This window comes from Methanoculleus sp., assembly GCF_020696975.1.
Lineage (GTDB): Archaea > Halobacteriota > Methanomicrobia > Methanomicrobiales > Methanoculleaceae > Methanoculleus.
In genome coordinates, this window is the sequence record NZ_JAJGBK010000006.1 from 1 (window position 1) to 16,541 (window position 16,541).

Below are 16,541 nucleotides of genomic sequence, written 5' to 3' on the forward strand. Positions count from 1 at the left end.
GGATGATCTGCTCCATCCGCTCTTCCGTCCGGTGAAAGAGGTTCACCTCGATGTCGGCGCCGCTTGCTCTCTGGAGCGCTGCGATCTCCGCCGCCGCAAGCGCCGCGGTGTTCCCGTTCACCGATATCACCGCGTGCCGGGCGGAGAGAAGCATGGCAGCCGCCGTCCGCTCGGCAAGAGCGGCGCTCCTGGTCGTCTTCTCGCCGATCAGGTAGTCGAACGCCTCCCCCCGCCCGTGGGCGGCAAGCCCTTCAAGTGCGACGACGCCCTCGCGGGCGCACCGGGCCAGCCGTTCGCGGGCGACGAGGGAGCGGTAACGTGGATGGTCTCTTGGAATCATGGTTTCATCTCGATCAGGTATGCGCCGCGGCGGGCGACATGAAGACGGTAAACCTCCCCGAACCGGGAGAGGATCCGCTCCGCGTCGGGACCTGCGGCAAAGACGCCGTTTCCGAGCATTGTCATGCTCGCCGGGACCCCCGCGGTGTCGCAGGCGTGAAGCACCTTCTGCACATCAGCCGCGATGAGCCCGCTCCTCTCGGCGAACTCACGCGAGAGGCGGCAGAAGTCGGGGAGGTCCCGGGGGCAGCGGTCGGGGTAGGCAGCGGCTATCCGGGCCATCGCCTCCGCCGACGAGAGGACCGACGAGGTCGGGAGCGGCCCGAGACTCACGGTATAGAGCGGCTCCGCCGGGTAAAAGCGGGTAATATCCGCGTGGATGCCCGGCCCCGTCCGGCAGACGATCCCGCCGGCCCGGCTTGCGGCGACGTCCCCGAGGCCCGTCCGGTGGAGAACCTCGGCCTCGTGGGCACGGGCGGCCACCTCGTCAGCGGAAAGATCGAGGTCGAAGAGGTGGTTTATCGCCGTGAGGGTCGCGAGAAGCGCCGCCGCCGAGAGCCCGAATCCGGCCCCGATGGGGAGCCGGCACTCCGTGGTGACACGGGCCGTGACCCCCAGCCGGTCGAGGGCGTACTCGACCGGCGGCGACCCGGCGCTTGCCCGGCCCTGCGAGACGACCAGGACGCTCGTCTCGCGGGCCTCCTCAACCGTCGAGCGCACCCCCTCGTCGATGACCACGCCGGCACCGATGCTCCCGGTCGTCGTGGGGTCGTTCCCTTCGACCCGCCGGAAGTAGCCGGATATGTGTCCGGGCGAGAAGGCTATAGCAGTCCGGACCATACCGCCGCCGCGACCTCCTCTTTGCTCCCCGTCACTTCCGTGATGCCATCTGCCGTCATGATCTGAAACGACCCTTCCGCCGCGCCCATCGTCGGCGGGGCGTTCACGACGACCATCCGCGCACCTGCTTCAAGCATCGCCTTCGCCCGCTCCTCCTCGTCCCAGCCCAGTTTGAACGCCACCGTGACGGGACGGCAGGCCGCCATCACCTCGTTGACGACCTTCGGGAGGGGGTTGAGCCTGACCGTCAGGGGCGACCCGCTCGGGATCTTCCCCTCGTGCCGTTCGGGGGCAAAGTCCGATATCGCGGCCGCGCTGACGTAGATATCGACCCCTTCGTCCCGGCAGACACGGAGGACCGCCTGACGCATCTGTGCGGCGGTCTCGACATGGACATTCCGCACGCACGGGAACGAGCCCGCGTGCACCACCGTCACGTCGGCGCCGAGCCGGAAGGCCTCGAGGGCGAGCGCTCTTCCCATCCGGCCCGTCGATCGTGTGGTGACGACCCGGACGTCGTCAAGGGGTTCCGCGCACGCTCCACTCGTGATGAGGACCCGTCTGCCCGCGAGCGGACGGCCCAGGACCGCTCGTTCGGCATGGAGGACGATCGTCTCATTATCGGCGATCTTCGCCTTCCCTTCCTCGATCCGGGGGTCGACGACGTCGATCCCCCAGGAGTGGAGCCGTTGGAGGTTCTCCTTGACCCCCGGGTGGCGGTACATGCTCTCGTGCATCGCCGGGACGACCACCACCGGCATCCCCCGGCCGAGCGCCGTCGTCGCGAAGGTGGTCGCCGGGGTGTCGTCGATTCCGCAGGCGATCTTACCGATGGTGTTCGCCGTCGAGGGGGCGATGAGGAGGAGATCCGCTGCCCCGCCCTCCCCGCAGTAGAGGACGTGCTCCACAAGGCCGGTGATCCGGGTGATCGTCGGGCGTCCTGTCGCGTACGTCAGAGCGTCGGGGTGGACGATCCCGGCTGCCGCCTCCGTCATGACCGCCTGCACCGTCGCACCCCTGCGGCGCAGGGCATGGGCAAGTTTCACCGTCTCGACGGCCGCGATGCTCCCCGTCACGGCAAGCACCACCGTCTTTCCCGAGAGTGTCTTCACGATATCGTCACATCCTGCACCATGTGCCACGCGTGCGGGCCGTACTTCTTCACCCGGCGGGAGGTTATGGCAACCAAAAACCCTGCCTCCGCGGCCCGCTCCCGGATCGCTGCGGTCGCGTCCCCGATGCTGTGGACGTGAAGCACGCTTCCTCGCCGAACATGGGCAAGGGCGTCGGCAAGCATCGAGGGGGCATCGAAGTGGCCCATCAGGACCCGGTCGTAGACACCGGCAAGGAGGTCCCGGCAGTCACCGTTCCCGGCCGTGACGCGGTCCGCGACATGGTTTGCCATAATGTTTCGTTGCAGGTATTCAAAGGCTATCGGATTGATCTCCATTGCGTGGACCCGGGCGCCGCTCGTGGCCGCGGGTATCGAGAAGTAGCCGATCCCGGCGAACATATCGGCGACCCGCTCGCCGGGCCGGACGAGAGCGGCAATCCTCGCCTTCTCCATCCGGTTTCCTTGAGCAAACATCACCCTTGTCGGGTCAAGGATGAAGGTGTAGCCCTGCTCGCGGTGGCGGACCTCGCCGGCGGTCCCGTAGAGGACTTCCGTCTCCGGGATGCGCATTGCGCCGGTGTAGCCCTTCACCCGGACGATCCCCCGGGGGCGGCAGTGCCGGATAATCCCGGCAAGTTCCTCCTCCGTCGGTGCGTCGCCGTGGAGGACCGCGATGTCGCCGACGAGGTGGTAGCCCCGGCCCCGGTAGGGCTCCCGCTCGGGAAGCTCCGCATCGGCAGAATAGCCCTCCCTGACCGGGACCCAGGCAGTGCCGTCCCGGACGTAGGGCCGCCGGGTTGGGTCCACCCACTCCGCATCGAGAACGCCGGCCAGGGTGTCCGCCGGCACCTTCCGCGCACGCATGGCGAGACTCACCCGACGATAACCAGGCGGTCCTGCTCCTCGTCGCGGAGCACCCGGATCGGCTGCCCCTCCACCGGGAATGTCCAGGGAACCGGGTCGAGGTCCCGCGTCTGGTAAGTCCTCGGGTCCATCAGCCCCACAAGGTTCGGCTGCGTATAGACGACGAGCGCGGATTCGGCCTCACGGACGTTCCCGATGAGGCGCTCGACCTCGCCCTCGGTGAGGGTCCGTGCCGTCCCGTTCCGCAGGTCGAAGACCCGGAGGCGCTGCCCGTCGATATCGCGGACCTCAAAGTAGCCGCCCCGGGAGAAGACCACGTCGCCTTTCTGGAAGAACGGCAGGCGGATGGAGTAGGTTATCCGGTAGAGCGCTTTTCCCTCCTTCTCGCCGACCAGTTTCGGGTGGGTCGTAAACCGGCCGCCGAGCGCCCCGGTGATCATACGGGAGATCTCCTGGCCGAGATGCTGTGTCCCGACGGTGATATCGACGCCGTCCTTTGAGTCTTTGAGTTCCGATATGAACGAGAAACGGTCGCCGGACTGCTGGAGCGATTCTTCGGCCTGCTCCGCGATGCTTGTCGCGACCTCGCGCTCGTAGGCGTTGATCTTCCGGTCCGTAGCCCGCACCTGAACGATCCCCTCGTAGTAGCCTCCGGAGATGCGGCTGCACCGGTCGCAGGACTCCTTCTGCCAGAGGATCTCGGTCTCGCAGGTCTCCTTCACCGGGACCGCATACAGGGTCGCCTCCACCTCGACGGTGCAGGTCGTCCTGTTCGGCCCGGTCTCCCGCGACCGGACGGTGACCCGGATATCCTTTGCGTCCTCATGGATGCTCGTCGCCGATACGGCGAGTTCGGTGATGAGGTCTTCGCGCGGCATCTGCAGGTCCGACCAGGTCTTGCCGCGTTTCTGCGACTCGCAGACCGGACAGTAGATGGCGGTCACCCGGGGCTGGCAGGTGAGCAGCCGGACATCCGCGGCCCGGCACTGCGGGCAGAGCCCTTCTTCGGTCGGCTGCCCGCACCGGGGGCAGATGCTCGTCTGGATGGTCATGGTTCAGATCCTGAATATCTGGGCGTGGGGGACGTCGCCGATCATGATGCAGTCTTCCTCGGCGATGAGGCCCATGGCAACGGCGAGGGCTACGACGCGCTTGCCTATAATGTTGACGTTCTCCGCACCGGCGAGAGCTCTCCTGACATCCTCCTCAGAGGCACGCTCGGTGCCGTAAAAACCCCCGGTGATGCAGACCTCCACGTCGCCGTGCATCAGGGTGACGTCCTGGAGCTCGAGATCGCAGGCAGCCACGACCTCACCGGCGCCTGGTATGCGGTGCACTTTCAAGTACATTGCAGATCTCTTGATCGGGAATCGTCAAAAAGGTGCGCTGTTGTTTCAGGGAAGGGCGATATCGACGCCGTAGGTGCGAGACGGTGTCCCGGCATGGATGCGCCAGGCATCCTCTTCGGTGATACACCCTTCCTCGAGGTACCGGCGCGTGAACCGCGGGACGGACTTCGGGCCGATGACCGCGCCGGGCCGGGCGTTCTCGTCCATGTAGTCGCTCTCCATCGTGAACCGCCGGCCGGCCCGGGCGAGCGCCGGGATCTCCTCGTGCCGCGCGATGAAGGAGGGCATGAGGGGGGTGTCCGGCGTCGCGAAGTGTTTGACGACCCGCTCGACCGGGATGCCCGCCCGCTCTGCCATATCGACGACGTCGGTGCACGGCCCGCTCTCGGCGTGAAGCTGGACGGCGCAGCCGCAGTCGGCGGCGAGTTCGAGGGCATGGTAGAGGACCGCATTTGAGGCCGCGAGCACCTCCGGCGCGATCTCGTAGTGGGGCCGGCCGCTCTTGAGGGCGACCGCTCGCCCTTCTTCGACGTAGCGGGCGGCGAGGTCGAGCCCGGCCATCATGACGCCGGCGGCTTCATCCAGGCTCATCCGCGCCGCAAGGCGGTTCATCTCCGCCGGGTGGACGCCGAGGACCGGGTAGACGACGAGCCCGGTCTCGCGGACCATCTCCGCGACCCGGAGCGTCGCGTCAAAGACCTCCCGGTAATCCTCACCCGACGAGGGCTCGATGCCGAGCGACCAGGAGGGTTTTGCGACAAGAAAGATGTGCGTCCCCCCGCTGCGGCGGAAGTCCTTTGCGGCCTCTACCCCCCGGCCGTTTGCCGGGTCGATGTGGATATGGTCGTCAGTGATCGGTATCGCGGGGAGCTTCATGGAACTCGACGATCTCCATCATGGGGTAGTCGTCCTCGAGGTGCAGCCGGGCGCGGCAGACGGTCGCCCCGACCGTGGTCGTGATCTCGGCGTCAATCATCTTCCCGGCAAGCTCCGAGTAGCCGAACCGGTTCGAGACCATCATATCCCGGTTCAGACGGACGCGGATATCCGTCACGTAGGGCTGCAGCCCGACGGCCTGCTCGATGGCGGTCTCAACGGCGGCAGCGGTCTCGCGGGCGATGGGCGTCCCGACGAACTGGTGGTAGAGGGCGCCGAGTTTGATCCCGGCTTCGAAGGCCGCTTTCTCGCGGTCGGTGATCATGGTTAGTAGGTTTGTGGCGTAAGGTAATAAGGGGCTGTCGCCGGGGTTCATGCGAAGTCACGAAGGGAAGTTACTATACCCATCTACGGTTCTTCGCGCTTCGCGCGAGGCAACGTACAGATTATGCCAGATAATCTCACGCGAAGCTGTGAAGGGCGACGGGCCGGAGGAATAAAGCATGAGAAGCCGTCTGGCTTCGAGCAGAAGTATGGGAAGGACCCCGGCCTTCGAAAAGAGTAATATACACGTGGCTTCAATCGATCATTACCATGGGTGCCTGCTCCAGACGTGCGGATAGACCGGAGAAATTTACCCATATCTCCCTCTGGAACTGGCGCAACTTCCAGCGGGTTGAGGTTGACCTGCAGGACCGGGTTTTCCTTGTCGGACCCAACGCATCCGGTAAATCCAACTTTCTGGATGCGTTCAGATTTTTGCACGACATTGTATCGGTTGGCGGCGGATTTCAAGGAGCGGTAAAACAGAGAGGCGGTGTCTCCAGCCTCAGGGCGCTCTCTGCAAGACGGCATCCCAATGTAGGCTTAATGGTGCGGTTGGGTAGCACTGAGTGCGATGATCTCTGGGAATACGAACTCTCATTCGGGCAGGATGAGCGTAACCAGCCAGTTATCGTGAGAGAACGGGTTGCGATGTGCGGGAATGAAGTGATCGCACGTCCCTCCGAGCAAGATGAGGATGACCCGGAGAGGTTAACCCAGACATATCTAGAGCAGGTTAACGTCAACAAAGAGTTTCGGGAGATTGCCGAATTTCTAAAAACCATCCGCTACCTGCACCTCGTTCCGCAGCTGGTCCGCGAACCGGAGCGGTCTGTTGGTTACAAAAACGATCCGTATGGTGGAGATTTTCTCGAACAGATCATGAGCAAGTCCGGGGAAGAGCGAGAATCCATGCTGGGCCGGATCGAGGTGGCGCTCAACGTTGCGGTACCGCAGTTACGAGAGATCAAGGTTGAGTTCGACAGCAAAGGCAAACCGCACCTCTGCGGAAGGTATAAGCACTGGAGACCGCAGGGAGCCTGACAGACAGAGCAGCAACTCTCCGACGGAACGCTCAGGCTCATTGGCCTTCTCTGGGCACTGTTGGACGACGGGGGACCGCTCCTCCTTGAGGAGCCGGAGCTCTCGCTCCATCCTGCTATCGTCAGGTATATTCCGCAGATGTTCTCCCGGGTGCAGCTGACGAGTGACCGCCAGGTGCTCGTCAGCACCCATTCCTCCGAACTATTGCAGGATGAGGGCATCGGGCTCGACGAAGTGCTGCTGCTCCGGCCCTCGGAGGAGGGTACAACAGTTACACCGGCCGGAGATATCGAGGAGATCAACGATCTGTTAAAGAATGGCCTATCCCTTGCGGATGTCGTCGTCCCAAAGACCAGTCCTGGAGACACGGCGGAGTTAGTCCGGTTCGGAGGGTAGGATGGATGATGGGGTCTCATTCCAGTGCGCCTTCGAAGGATCGCTGGATGAAGTGGTTGTGCGACGACTGCTCCGGCATGTTGGGGCCCTGCCCGGAGAGCTCTACAGGCAGAAGAAGTCCGATTTGCTGGGGAAATTACAGGGTTTCAACGCCTCCGCCCGTACCCGGCCCTGGCTAGCGGTCGTCGACCTGGATCATGATACCGGGTGCGCGCCGGCAGCTGTTCGGAACTGGCTGCCCGCCCCATCGCCCTTTATGAACTTCCGTGTGGCCGTGAGGGAAGTTGAGACCTGGATACTGGCCGACAGGGAGAGGTTGGGGAGATATTTGCAGGTTCCGGAGGCACGGATAACCGGAACTCCCGAAGCGATCGATTACCCGAAGGAGTACCTGATTAACTGCGCACGAGAGTCGAGTTCACCGGCGATCCGGAAGGGCATCGTCCCCGGGCCGGGCAGCCGGCGGACGGAGGGTCCCACGTACCTGTCGCTCCTTTCGGAGTTCGTCAATGATACCGAACGGGGGTGGAGACCGGAGGTTGCGTCGGCCCATTCTGAGAACCTGGAGAGATGCATCCGCTCACTGCAGAACACCGTTGGTACCTTTTCCCGTGAACCGCAACGTCGGCGCTCATCCCGATGACTGCTCCGTGTTCCCGGACGGGCTCCCTGTTCTGCCCTTCCTATACTGGGGTAAGGATTCTGTCCGGGATCTTTATACGCCCTTCAGCGGCTCGCAAGAGCAGAACGATCAATTCCGTTCAGGGTGGCGGGGCGGAGAAGAAAGACTGCTCTAACGGCGATGCCGGCCGAAGAGCTGATAGGAGAGAGGGCCGAGTTTGATCCCGGCTTCGAACGCCGCTTTCTCGCGGTCGGTGATCGTGAGTGTCAGGTATTCAATGTCTTCAGCACCTTCAGCTGGGGCGCATCGTGCGGGAACTTCATCTATACAGCCACTTCGGCGACGGAGGTCTCCATAATATCGTCGTTCTCGAACGCCTCGTCTCCGAAGGTCTCGATGTGAAACTGTATGGCGGATTTCATCCCGGTAAGCGCCTCTTCGTAGGTGTCCCCCTCTGCAACGACGACTCCTTTCAGACCCTGAGGGTAGGCGACATAGCCGTCCGGGTGTTTCTCGACGATGATTTTTAAGGTCTTCATGGGTTCATCTCTTCTACATTCAATCAGGGTAGAGGCGATCAGTGTGTGGTACTCGACCTGTCTGGCGATATACTTTTAGCAAACGATCGACCGCGCCACCCGGATCAATTCGTCACGGTCGAGGGACCCGCGCACATAGTATGTAGCGTTCCCGGCCACCGCCCAGGCGATCAGCCGATCTGATTCGGTCTCGTAGATCCGCCCCGGATATCCCCTGATATCAACGGGTTTTGGTTCTCGGGTAACGATCTGATCTCTTGTATGGGGGTTATACCCATACTTGCTCCAGGAGATGCCAAGCAGCGTCATATCGGTAGTTGATGCGTTCTGTATCGTATCATTACGCACGTAGCGCAGGGTCTCGCCGACCGTCGTGTAGTGGCCGTAAGTCTCGTTCCAGACGGTGGCTATCTGGAGGTCGTAGAGGGTATACCCCTCGGGGATGTATGACGGCGGGGGGAAACTCGTGTATTCGGCGGGGTTCTCCCACCCATAGAATCTGAAGAAGAAGATCTCCCGGAGTGACGGTGCATTATCGGGGGGAAGTTCGGTTGGGTGACGGTGTAACCTCTGCGGGATCGGTGGCCACGGGTTCGATGCACCCCGCGGTGAGGAGAACGAGAAAGAGTCCTATCGCGCTATTACGGATCTTCATGCGCTTTCTTCCTATGATAGGAATCGACCTTCAAGGAGTCGGCTGTCCCGGTACAGGCGAGCACCGTCTGGGGAGATGAAACCCGTGGAGAACGATCCCTTCATCGGGCGGAATCACCCCTGCTCCGCGCCCGCCTGAGGTTCTCTCCGCGTTGCGCTCCGATCCCATGCCAGGGACAGGATGAGAATCGTAAGAACCCCCCCACCCCGTTGACCTGGTAGGAGATGGCATAGCCTGCGAGGTGCAACACCCCGAGAACGAGAAACCACAGCAAAAAACCCAGGAGGTTGCTCTTGAGTCCGATCACGCTGCGAACGGTCTCGATGCCGCCCAGTTTCCGGCGGTATATCAGATGGTTCCCGGCCAGTATGACGAACGGCATGAGGCCCAGAGTAAGCCAGGCGGTGAATGGGTTCTCCGTGAAATTCTGGCGCGGGAAGAGAGCGTTTTGAACGAAGAGCGACAGCGCAATCCAGATGATCACCAATAGAACTCCGAGTATGAATCCGAGATCCTTATCGTATTTATCCGGGCCCGGCTCCGCCATACAGGAACCTGGACTCAAGGTTATTTATAAATTCTGTCCGATTTCTCTGCATGTCCGTCGGCTGTTCGCAGAAGCGGGGCGATCGGACCCGCCGCAGGGAGGCGGGGGCGGATGAGGGAAGTTGTTCTCACGGTGGAGCAGGCCGACACTCCGGCAGTAGAGAGGGCCGAGTTTGATCCCGACTTCGAACGCCGCTTTCTCGCGGTCGGTGATCATGGTAAATAGTGCATCGTGTCATCTTATTTTGGGAATTCTGATGTGAGGTGGAACTCCAATAACCCCATGAAAAGACAGGGTTTTGACCTCACGCGAAGGCCGTGAAGAGCAGTATGGGATTTGTGAATTTAAGTTGACAAAGAGCAGTAGGCTTGGGGTTTGTGGTAATAAGGGCTGTCTTCCGGGGTGGAACATCATCAGGCGCGACGTGACGGAATCTTGCGTGAAAGCGCGAATAACGCGAAGTTCAGCCGTAAACGTTCCCATCTGCGCCTTTGCGTGGTTCAACAGCGTATGATGAGCCCCATGAAAGAAAAAAGAGAGGGTACGAAACGCGTCTTCGCCGACCACACCAACTTCCTTACACCCATGCCCAAAAAAGAACGATCATAAATCCTATTCTCTAGGTCTCTACAGGGTGGGATGAAGATCTCTTCGCCAGCCTCTGTCGTGTTAACGGGACTGTTCACGTTCATCGCGATCATGATGCATCAGTCATAACACAGTTCCGATACGGGTGCACTGATGGTTCATAGATCTTTTTGGGACGACCTCGTATCCTGCCATGTTGATTCAACTCCGATCAAAGCAAAGCGAGCAGCGAATCGGGGTCTCCGGTCATCAGCCAATGAACGATGGTGAAAAAGTTCGGTATTGACGCCATCAATACAATCAATCCTAAGAAAATGGCAGCAATTGCAGTCACCTTTTCTTTGGCCAGTTGACTTGACCCCAATCCAATAATGCCCAATCCGACGCCCCCGAAGAGTGTACTGACGGGGATCAGGTTAGTGATGAGGTGTCCCTGAAAGGAGAGCCACGATGCGTCGATGACGGGACAGAGCACCCCGTAAACCGCGAAGGGAATGACGAAACCCGGGACAGATCCCGCCTTCCGGAAGAAGACGATGGTCAGCAGGACCGGAATCAGAAGATCGAATGCAACAAAGAGCGCATAGATGATTCGAAACGCGACGATATCGTTCCCTGGCGGGAACACCTCGATGAAGACCCTCGGTGCGAGCAGCGAGGCCAGGATCAGACCCCCTGCTATGAAGAACGAAATCCGCCGTTGCAATGACCTGGCCCCGTTGAAGTACCGCGTTTCGGCGTGCATACTCTTTTCCTCCCGAACCATTCTCGTGATCTGTCGTAGTCCATGCTTGCCCGGTGAAGATCCTCTCGATACGGATTCATCGCGTTTTCCGGCATCGATTGGAACAACCTTTTGATCGACTCGCCGCTCGTGCGTTTACGAGGCGGAATTTCGTTCCGGGCGTCCGCACAATGACCTGGACGCTGGTCTATTTATAAATTCTGTCCAGTTTGTCGACACGTCCGTCAGCTGTTTGCAAAAGCGAAGCGATCGAGCCCGCCTCTGGGGACGAGGACCGAGGGGAAACTGTTCCAACGGCGAGGCAGGAATACGCCGCAGACTACGCCTACAATACCCATGAGTTTTCCCGGTTTTTTCTGCGTTTCTGCAGTCATTTCTATCACAGGGGTTCGTCAGGGGTTTTTGGTTCCGGGTTCATCCCGGACCTGCATCGACTTCATCGTAACCGGAGGAGGATCGGGACGACCTCGTGGGGAATCAAGTATTTTTCGTGATTTTTTGACTGATGATCCGAATGATAATACTCGTGAATAACAGGGCAATAACCAACCACTGCCTGAAAGAGTCATAATGGCCGCTTTGTACACTTTCGTAAATGTTTGCAATGAGAAGGACTACTGCAAGAGCGAGCACCAGTTTCCATAGTAACGGCAGATAATTACGAATCATAAGCATCACAAAAAAGGATGTTTAAGTATATACATACACATAGTCAACCTCTATTAATATAGGGGCAGAGGGATGCGGTTCAGGAACAAGCCAGACATCGAGGTAACAATCCTCCGGGTCGAAATCACCGTAATCCGCTAAAGCGTTGAGAGCCGCAGCCACTAAACCGAGAATTACTGCGGGTAACACACCGAAATATGTAGCAATTGCTGCAAGAGCAACAGTGCCGTGTAGGAGATAGAAGTACTGCACGTCATTGAACACTAAAGTCGATCCTGGCGGGGCCATACTGGGGAGGTCAATCTTTGTTTTATCGCTTGTTAGGCCAATACCGCTTACACCACTAAGATCATCGAGATCAGGACGCTCGGTTTTCGGGAGGGTCACTGTATCGCTCGACGCCTTTACAACTCCGTTTTTAACCACCATTTGCTCAATTTTGAGTGTGATAGCATCGGAGCTTTCCGAGACCACTTGCGCATCGATTACTGAACTGTAGCTTGTACCAACCGATTCGATATGGTAAGAACCATTTTCGGAGTAATAGCCACTAACTTGCTGGTCTGCGTAAATTCGCTCAAATTTTCCGCTTATCCCTGATTCCGCATCGAATTTGACGTTTCCATTAAAGAAAATCGTGTCTCCAACTTTCTTGTAGTCGCGCAATTCTGTGTCAATGCTGTTTACTTTTATCCCCATGCTTTGCAGCAATTCCTCTTCAAAACGCTTTTCACTCTGTGCAGCCACAGCCGGCACCATCGCGACGCTCACCAGCAGCACGGCGAGAAGCGCGGAGAGTGCCCGCATTCCAATGTTTCTGTTCATTTCTTTCCTCCTGTAACATTCCCAGGGGCAAAAGAGGCACAACCTTAAGTACGTGGAATGCGAACCACTCTCTTGCCTTCGGGCAGTAGGGGGGCTCACCCGGCCTTGGATGGATGGGGCGAGCCTCCGCGGTCTTGCGAACGCTGTTTTGGGCATCCGCACAATGACCTGAACGTCCTGACATTTAGGTTTTACGGCCACTTCACCTACATATCCATCGGCTGTTTGCGGAAGCGGGGCGATCGATCCCGCCCTGGGGGATGCGGACAGAGAAGGAGGACTGTTCCAGCGGCGAGGCAGGCTGTGCGGGTTATGATGGTCCCCGGCAACGACTGCCGCAGGCACCTCGACACCGAAACGGGAGTTGTATAATAGAGTCGCCATGATCACGGCGAACCAGGAGTGGTTTGATCCAATCAACGTCGCGGAATGTCGCGCTGTATTACAATTAAGTATAAGTTCCCTGGTTTGATAGGTTAGAATATGAGACTGCGTGTAGTGCTCGAACCCAGTGAGGAAGGGGGATATACGGTCTATGTACCAAGCTTGCCCGGCTGTATCAGCGAAGGCGATACGAGGGACGAAGCATTGGAAAACATCAGGGAAGCTATCGAGCTGTACCTTGAAACCGTTGAGGATGATCTCGTTTATGGCGAAACAGCCGAGCAGGTTGAAATTGCCGTATGAGCAAGGTACCTGTTCTTGATTACGACAGGATCGTTATCGCTCTTCAAAGGGACGGGTGGGTCGTCGTCCGCATGCGCGGCAGCCATATCCGCCTGCATAAGCACCTGCCGGATAAAATACTGAAACTGACGGTCCCTATGCATAAACCGCTCAAGCGCTCAACGCTGTCACGCATTTTAAAACAGGCCGGTATGACGGTCGAAGATTTGAAGAATCTGATCTGAGCCGGCACCTGTGGGCGCCGGCTCCGGCAGGTTACGTGGACCGACACCGATCTCCCCCGAGGCGGGGCATTGCTGGGGCTCGGGCTGCCCTTCGCGAAAAAGGGGCAACCCCTCTCCCTACCCGATCAACTTCACCAGCCCGTGCCGGGGCTCGAGCACCTCGCCGCCCCGCTTCAACTGCTCGATGGTGTGCTCGACCTTGTCGCGGGAGAAGCCCTGCTGGACCAGGATCTCGATGACCTCCTCAACCTTCGCCTGGCCGCCCGAGTCGCCCGAGACGTTCCGGATCGTCTCCTTGACCGACCGGATGATGTCACGCTGCGACTTCGTGACCCCGGTCACGAGTTTGTCGATATCGAAGCTCCCGGTCTCGGCGTCGTAGGCGACCTGCCGAAGACAGGTGTCCACGATCTTCAAGATCCGGTCGGTATCCTCCGTATCGACGGTGTTTGAGAGGCGCATCCGTGCGCTCGCCTCGGCAAGCCGGACCTGCGCCTCGAGCTGCCGGGCAGTGACCGGGACAGGCTTGTTTCCGCCGGCGAGGTTTCTGAGGCGCATGTAGTAGGCGATCAGTGCCTCCTTTGCCCCGTCGGAGAGGATGGGGAAACAGTTCCTCTTCGCGTAGGCGATGTACTTCCGAAGAAGCGTCGGGTCAATATCAGGCGTGACCGGCGCAAGCGCACGCTCGATATACGCCTCGTCGACGTCCGGCAGGGGCGAAAACTCGTGCTGCTTGATGAGTTCGCCGACGCTGTGGGTCTTGATGATGTGCTGCGCAATCGCCCCGTCGCGCTCGGCCTCCGGCTGGTCGGTCATCACAAAGATGAGGTCGAACCGGGAGAGAAGCGAGGGCGGCATATCGATCTGCTCCCCGATCGGGACGAACTGGTCGAACCGCCCGAGTTTCGGGTTCGCCGCGCCGAGGAGGGCGCACCTGGACTTCAGGGTCGCAGTGATGCCGGCTTTGGCGACCGAGATCGAGTTGCCGCACCAGACCGGTATCCCATTCCGCCGGACATACAGGATGTGGTTTTGGACCTCAAGACAGTAGATCATCCCTTTATAGGGCCGCTTCTCGATATGTTGCTTTCCGTTTGTGTTGATGTTCGGCTCGTTCTGGCCGTCGCGGATGAACGTCACCTGGTAGATGTCGTGGGTCGCGGCAGATGTCACGCCCCGCGGGTTGGGCGTGACGGTCCCGGCCTCCCGCATAAGATGAACGTTCCCGGACCACCCTTTCTTCAACAGGAGTTCCGTGACGTCGTCGGCCAGTCTCCTCGACGAGGTGGTGTATATCGAGACCCCGGTCGTCTTGTTGACGTAGCCGTCCCCGAGCATGAGCGCGTCGAGGAGGATCCCGATCTGCTCAGGGGGGAGGCACTTCGCGTAGTCGGGGACATACTTCTCGTGGCATTTGCCGAACGATGCAAGGTGCTCTGCAAGTTGCTTTGCGTTGATCGCGAAGTTCTTGCTGTCGTAGGAGAACCGGAACGGCAGTCGTTCAAGGCACTGCCGGATCTTCTCGGCGGACCCGGAGGTCTTCTGCGAGATGATCACACGGTAGGGCACCCCGGTCTGGTAGTGCCGCTGGACGGATCCCTCGGAGAGGAAGTAGCCCAGGAACTCAAGCCAGTCGTCCATCCTGACGGTGACGGGCTCGGTCAGTTTTCCTTCGGAGTTCTGGTTCGGGAACTTGAGTACGGGCGGGATCTCATAGGTCTCCTGCCGCTCCCCCGTCCATGCGGCGTTCTTCTTGAACCGCATCCGCTTGTGGATGGGGACCTCGTCCATGCGGATGAGCCGGAACCCCTCCCACTCGTCGGCCCGCCGGTTCAGGTTGACGTACATCCGGTGGTTCGGCGTGACCGCGAGATCCACCTGCCGCGATTTGATGTAGTACAACTCTCCGTCGTACTCCGATGCCACGAAATTGGACGGGGATGCGTACTCGAGCCTGCCGTCGGGAGAGAGCGTCGCGACGCGGTCGCCGGCGGTCACGTCCCGGAAGAACTTCCACCCGGTCTCCGTGAGGACCTCCGTCTCATCATCGTAGCACTGCTGTTCCATCGCCTCGTGCAGCGCGCTCCGGTCCTCTTTTGCCATCTTGTCCATCTCGTCGACGGCGGCGATCCCCATATCCGCGAGGACCAGTGCACCGGCCTCGAGCGTCCAGCGGCCGTCACCGAACTCGTCCTTGACCGCCGTCGCCGTCAGACCGGCGGAGGTCGACGACTTGCCACTCGTGTAGATCCCGCGGGGCGAGAGCTTCACGACGTAACGCAGGATCTGACTCTTTGCTATACCGGGGTCTCCGACCAGGAGGACGTGGATATCGCCGCGGAGGCGGGAGCCGTCCGGCATATCCTTCGCGATGCCGCCGAAGAGCTGGAGCGCGATCGCCTCCTTCACGTCGTCCGTGCCGTAGATCGTCGGCGCGATCGACCGGGCGATCTTCTTATAGACCAGTGGATCGCGGGCGAGCGCCATGATCTTCGCCTCGTCCTCCTCGGTGATCGAGACCTCCTCAAACTCCTTCTCGGCGATCTCGATGGAGTTGCACTCGAGATAAATGTCAAAGAGGGTGCTCTTCTGACCGTAGTTGACCCTCTGCACCGATCGCAGGATGCCGTTCACCACCACCCGGTCGCCCGGCGAGACCATCCCGGTGAGGTCGTCGGTGACGTCGATATCGAGCGTCTGGGGCTGCTCACCGCCCCGGAGGCCCTCGGGCGACTCCTGAATCCGGAGTTTCTGGGCGTCGACAAACCGGCACCGGTTCATGACAAGGTCGAGACGGGTCTTCCTCTCACAATTCGGGCAGAAATCAGGCTCGTCGAACTTTCCGTAGCCCTGGGGAACCGGATCGGTGTTCTTGCCGCAGGTGCGGCACCGGAAGATCGCGCTCACGATCCGGGGGCGGACCTCGGTCGTCTTTCGGAGGATCCCCTCGATGCTGACAAAGGTATTGATCTGTTCGGCCCTGATATCTCGGACGTTGGTCTTCTGCGGCAGGTTCGTGAACCGGATGTTGATCTGGTCCGGGTCCTGGCTGTCTTTGAGTTTAAGGAGTTTGTTCTGAATGATTGCGTCCCGGATATCCCCGAGAACTTTCCCCGGGCTCCGCAGGAGCTCGAACGCGAGTTTGTTGTTCAGGATCTTGCGGAAATCGATCGTGAGCGACCGCTTATGGGGGTACTCGCGGGAGAGCTCGGCAAGTTCCCGCTTGTACTGCTTCTTCAAGAACTTCGTCCACTCACCGACGTTGTCGGTGACCTCGACAGTCATCTCTTCAGG

18 protein-coding genes and 1 pseudogene are annotated in these 16,541 nt (G+C 60.1%); 5 read left to right on the forward strand and 14 right to left on the reverse strand.

The genetic code is table 11. The features are described from left to right. The 8 genes from QZ650_RS01500 to QZ650_RS01535 all read right to left on the reverse strand — a co-directional run. Positions 1-340, reverse strand: a 340-nt coding sequence (locus QZ650_RS01500; RefSeq protein WP_292522444.1) for a phosphopantothenate/pantothenate synthetase family protein, incomplete at its 3' end; no start/stop codon positions are given. Beyond that, on the reverse strand, positions 337-1,179 hold the full coding sequence (locus QZ650_RS01505) for a pantoate kinase (RefSeq protein ID WP_292521464.1): 843 nt from the start codon (positions 1,177-1,179) through the stop codon (positions 337-339). The genes QZ650_RS01500 and QZ650_RS01505, both read right to left, overlap by 4 nt. Beyond that, on the reverse strand, positions 1,161-2,291 hold the full coding sequence (gene coaBC, locus QZ650_RS01510) for a bifunctional phosphopantothenoylcysteine decarboxylase/phosphopantothenate--cysteine ligase CoaBC (RefSeq protein ID WP_292521462.1): 1,131 nt from the start codon (positions 2,289-2,291) through the stop codon (positions 1,161-1,163). Before coaBC ends, QZ650_RS01505 begins: the two co-directional genes overlap by 19 nt. Then, positions 2,288-3,157 (reverse strand): class I SAM-dependent methyltransferase family protein, encoded by an 870-nt coding sequence (locus QZ650_RS01515; RefSeq protein WP_292521460.1) that lies wholly within the window; start codon positions 3,155-3,157, stop codon positions 2,288-2,290. The genes coaBC and QZ650_RS01515 overlap by 4 nt, the downstream gene beginning before the upstream one ends. Before the next feature lie 8 nt (positions 3,158-3,165). Then, positions 3,166-4,209, reverse strand: a complete 1,044-nt coding sequence (locus tag QZ650_RS01520) for a 60S ribosomal export protein NMD3 (RefSeq protein ID WP_292521458.1) — start codon at positions 4,207-4,209, stop codon at positions 3,166-3,168. Positions 4,210-4,212: 3 nt separating this feature from the next. Further along, the gene (locus QZ650_RS01525; protein WP_292521456.1) at positions 4,213-4,506 is read right to left on the reverse strand and encodes a DUF424 domain-containing protein; all 294 of its coding nucleotides are present in this window, start codon (positions 4,504-4,506) and stop codon (positions 4,213-4,215) included. Between the two features lie 45 nt (positions 4,507-4,551). Next, positions 4,552-5,382, reverse strand: a complete 831-nt coding sequence (locus QZ650_RS01530) for a TatD family hydrolase (protein ID WP_292521454.1) — start codon at positions 5,380-5,382, stop codon at positions 4,552-4,554. Continuing rightward, on the reverse strand, positions 5,354-5,707 hold the full coding sequence (locus tag QZ650_RS01535) for a dihydroneopterin aldolase family protein (RefSeq protein ID WP_292521452.1): 354 nt from the start codon (positions 5,705-5,707) through the stop codon (positions 5,354-5,356). The genes QZ650_RS01530 and QZ650_RS01535 overlap by 29 nt, the downstream gene beginning before the upstream one ends. 269 nt (positions 5,708-5,976) lie before the next feature. Between QZ650_RS01535 and QZ650_RS01540 the strand changes: the two genes are divergently transcribed. The 3 genes and pseudogenes from QZ650_RS01540 (at position 5,977) to QZ650_RS01550 (ending at position 7,789) form a co-directional block, all read left to right on the forward strand. Next, complete coding sequence (locus QZ650_RS01540; protein ID WP_292521449.1) at positions 5,977-6,750, forward strand: AAA family ATPase; 774 nt, start codon at positions 5,977-5,979, stop codon at positions 6,748-6,750. Between the two features lie 21 nt (positions 6,751-6,771). Further along, positions 6,772-7,146, forward strand: a pseudogene (locus tag QZ650_RS01545) (AAA family ATPase); the annotation flags it as partial. A 1-nt stretch (position 7,147) separates the two neighbouring features. After that, positions 7,148-7,789 (forward strand): hypothetical protein, encoded by a 642-nt coding sequence (locus tag QZ650_RS01550; RefSeq protein WP_292521446.1) that lies wholly within the window; start codon positions 7,148-7,150, stop codon positions 7,787-7,789. Positions 7,790-8,091: 302 nt separating this feature from the next. On the opposite strand, the gene QZ650_RS01555 is transcribed toward QZ650_RS01550, so the two are convergent. The 5 genes from QZ650_RS01555 to QZ650_RS01575 form a co-directional block, all read right to left on the reverse strand. Continuing rightward, positions 8,092-8,307 (reverse strand): type II toxin-antitoxin system HicB family antitoxin, encoded by a 216-nt coding sequence (locus QZ650_RS01555; protein WP_292521444.1) that lies wholly within the window; start codon positions 8,305-8,307, stop codon positions 8,092-8,094. A 75-nt stretch (positions 8,308-8,382) separates the two neighbouring features. Beyond that, entirely contained in the window at positions 8,383-8,886 is a 504-nt protein-coding gene (locus QZ650_RS01560) for a DUF4367 domain-containing protein (protein WP_366830508.1), read from the reverse strand. Positions 8,887-9,062: 176 nt separating this feature from the next. After that, positions 9,063-9,509 (reverse strand): hypothetical protein, encoded by a 447-nt coding sequence (locus tag QZ650_RS01565; RefSeq protein ID WP_292521442.1) that lies wholly within the window; start codon positions 9,507-9,509, stop codon positions 9,063-9,065. 799 nt (positions 9,510-10,308) lie between these two features. After that, positions 10,309-10,842: a hypothetical protein gene (locus tag QZ650_RS01570; protein WP_292521440.1), complete on the reverse strand. Its 534-nt coding sequence runs from the start codon at positions 10,840-10,842 to the stop codon at positions 10,309-10,311. A 690-nt stretch (positions 10,843-11,532) separates the two neighbouring features. Then, positions 11,533-12,336, reverse strand: coding sequence for a hypothetical protein (locus QZ650_RS01575; protein WP_292521439.1), 804 nt, complete (start codon positions 12,334-12,336; stop codon positions 11,533-11,535). Between the two features lie 483 nt (positions 12,337-12,819). Here QZ650_RS01575 and QZ650_RS01580 point away from each other — a divergent pair, with 483 nt between their 5' ends. Both QZ650_RS01580 and QZ650_RS01585 read left to right on the forward strand, forming a co-directional pair. Then, positions 12,820-13,023 (forward strand): type II toxin-antitoxin system HicB family antitoxin, encoded by a 204-nt coding sequence (locus tag QZ650_RS01580; RefSeq protein WP_292521437.1) that lies wholly within the window; start codon positions 12,820-12,822, stop codon positions 13,021-13,023. Further along, the gene (locus QZ650_RS01585) at positions 13,020-13,247 is read left to right on the forward strand and encodes a type II toxin-antitoxin system HicA family toxin (protein ID WP_292521434.1); all 228 of its coding nucleotides are present in this window, start codon (positions 13,020-13,022) and stop codon (positions 13,245-13,247) included. The genes QZ650_RS01580 and QZ650_RS01585 overlap by 4 nt, the downstream gene beginning before the upstream one ends. Before the next feature lie 117 nt (positions 13,248-13,364). On the opposite strand, the gene QZ650_RS01590 is transcribed toward QZ650_RS01585, so the two are convergent. Next, complete coding sequence (locus QZ650_RS01590) at positions 13,365-16,532, reverse strand: LAGLIDADG family homing endonuclease (RefSeq protein WP_292521663.1); 3,168 nt, start codon at positions 16,530-16,532, stop codon at positions 13,365-13,367. Positions 16,533-16,541: the final 9 nt, after the last annotated feature.

Bases quoted from the DNA above. Each gene is read 5' to 3' on its own strand.
- QZ650_RS01505 (WP_292521464.1), bottom strand. From the start codon at position 1,179: ATGGTCCGGACTGCTATAGCCTTCTCGCCCGGACACATATCCGGCTAC.
- QZ650_RS01515 (WP_292521460.1), bottom strand. From the start codon at position 3,157: ATGCGTGCGCGGAAGGTGCCGGCGGACACCCTGGCCGGCGTTCTCGAT.
- QZ650_RS01520 (WP_292521458.1), bottom strand. From the start codon at position 4,209: ATGACCATCCAGACGAGCATCTGCCCCCGGTGCGGGCAGCCGACCGAA.
- QZ650_RS01525 (WP_292521456.1), bottom strand. From the start codon at position 4,506: ATGTACTTGAAAGTGCACCGCATACCAGGCGCCGGTGAGGTCGTGGCT.
- QZ650_RS01530 (WP_292521454.1), bottom strand. From the start codon at position 5,382: ATGAAGCTCCCCGCGATACCGATCACTGACGACCATATCCACATCGAC.
- QZ650_RS01535 (WP_292521452.1), bottom strand. From the start codon at position 5,707: ATGATCACCGACCGCGAGAAAGCGGCCTTCGAAGCCGGGATCAAACTC.
- QZ650_RS01540 (WP_292521449.1), top strand. From the start codon at position 5,977: ATGGGTGCCTGCTCCAGACGTGCGGATAGACCGGAGAAATTTACCCAT.
- QZ650_RS01550 (WP_292521446.1), top strand. From the start codon at position 7,148: ATGGATGATGGGGTCTCATTCCAGTGCGCCTTCGAAGGATCGCTGGAT.
- QZ650_RS01555 (WP_292521444.1), bottom strand. From the start codon at position 8,307: ATGAAGACCTTAAAAATCATCGTCGAGAAACACCCGGACGGCTATGTC.
- QZ650_RS01565 (WP_292521442.1), bottom strand. From the start codon at position 9,509: ATGGCGGAGCCGGGCCCGGATAAATACGATAAGGATCTCGGATTCATA.
- QZ650_RS01570 (WP_292521440.1), bottom strand. From the start codon at position 10,842: ATGCACGCCGAAACGCGGTACTTCAACGGGGCCAGGTCATTGCAACGG.
- QZ650_RS01575 (WP_292521439.1), bottom strand. From the start codon at position 12,336: ATGAACAGAAACATTGGAATGCGGGCACTCTCCGCGCTTCTCGCCGTG.
- QZ650_RS01580 (WP_292521437.1), top strand. From the start codon at position 12,820: ATGAGACTGCGTGTAGTGCTCGAACCCAGTGAGGAAGGGGGATATACG.
- QZ650_RS01585 (WP_292521434.1), top strand. From the start codon at position 13,020: ATGAGCAAGGTACCTGTTCTTGATTACGACAGGATCGTTATCGCTCTT.
- QZ650_RS01590 (WP_292521663.1), bottom strand. From the start codon at position 16,532: ATGACTGTCGAGGTCACCGACAACGTCGGTGAGTGGACGAAGTTCTTG.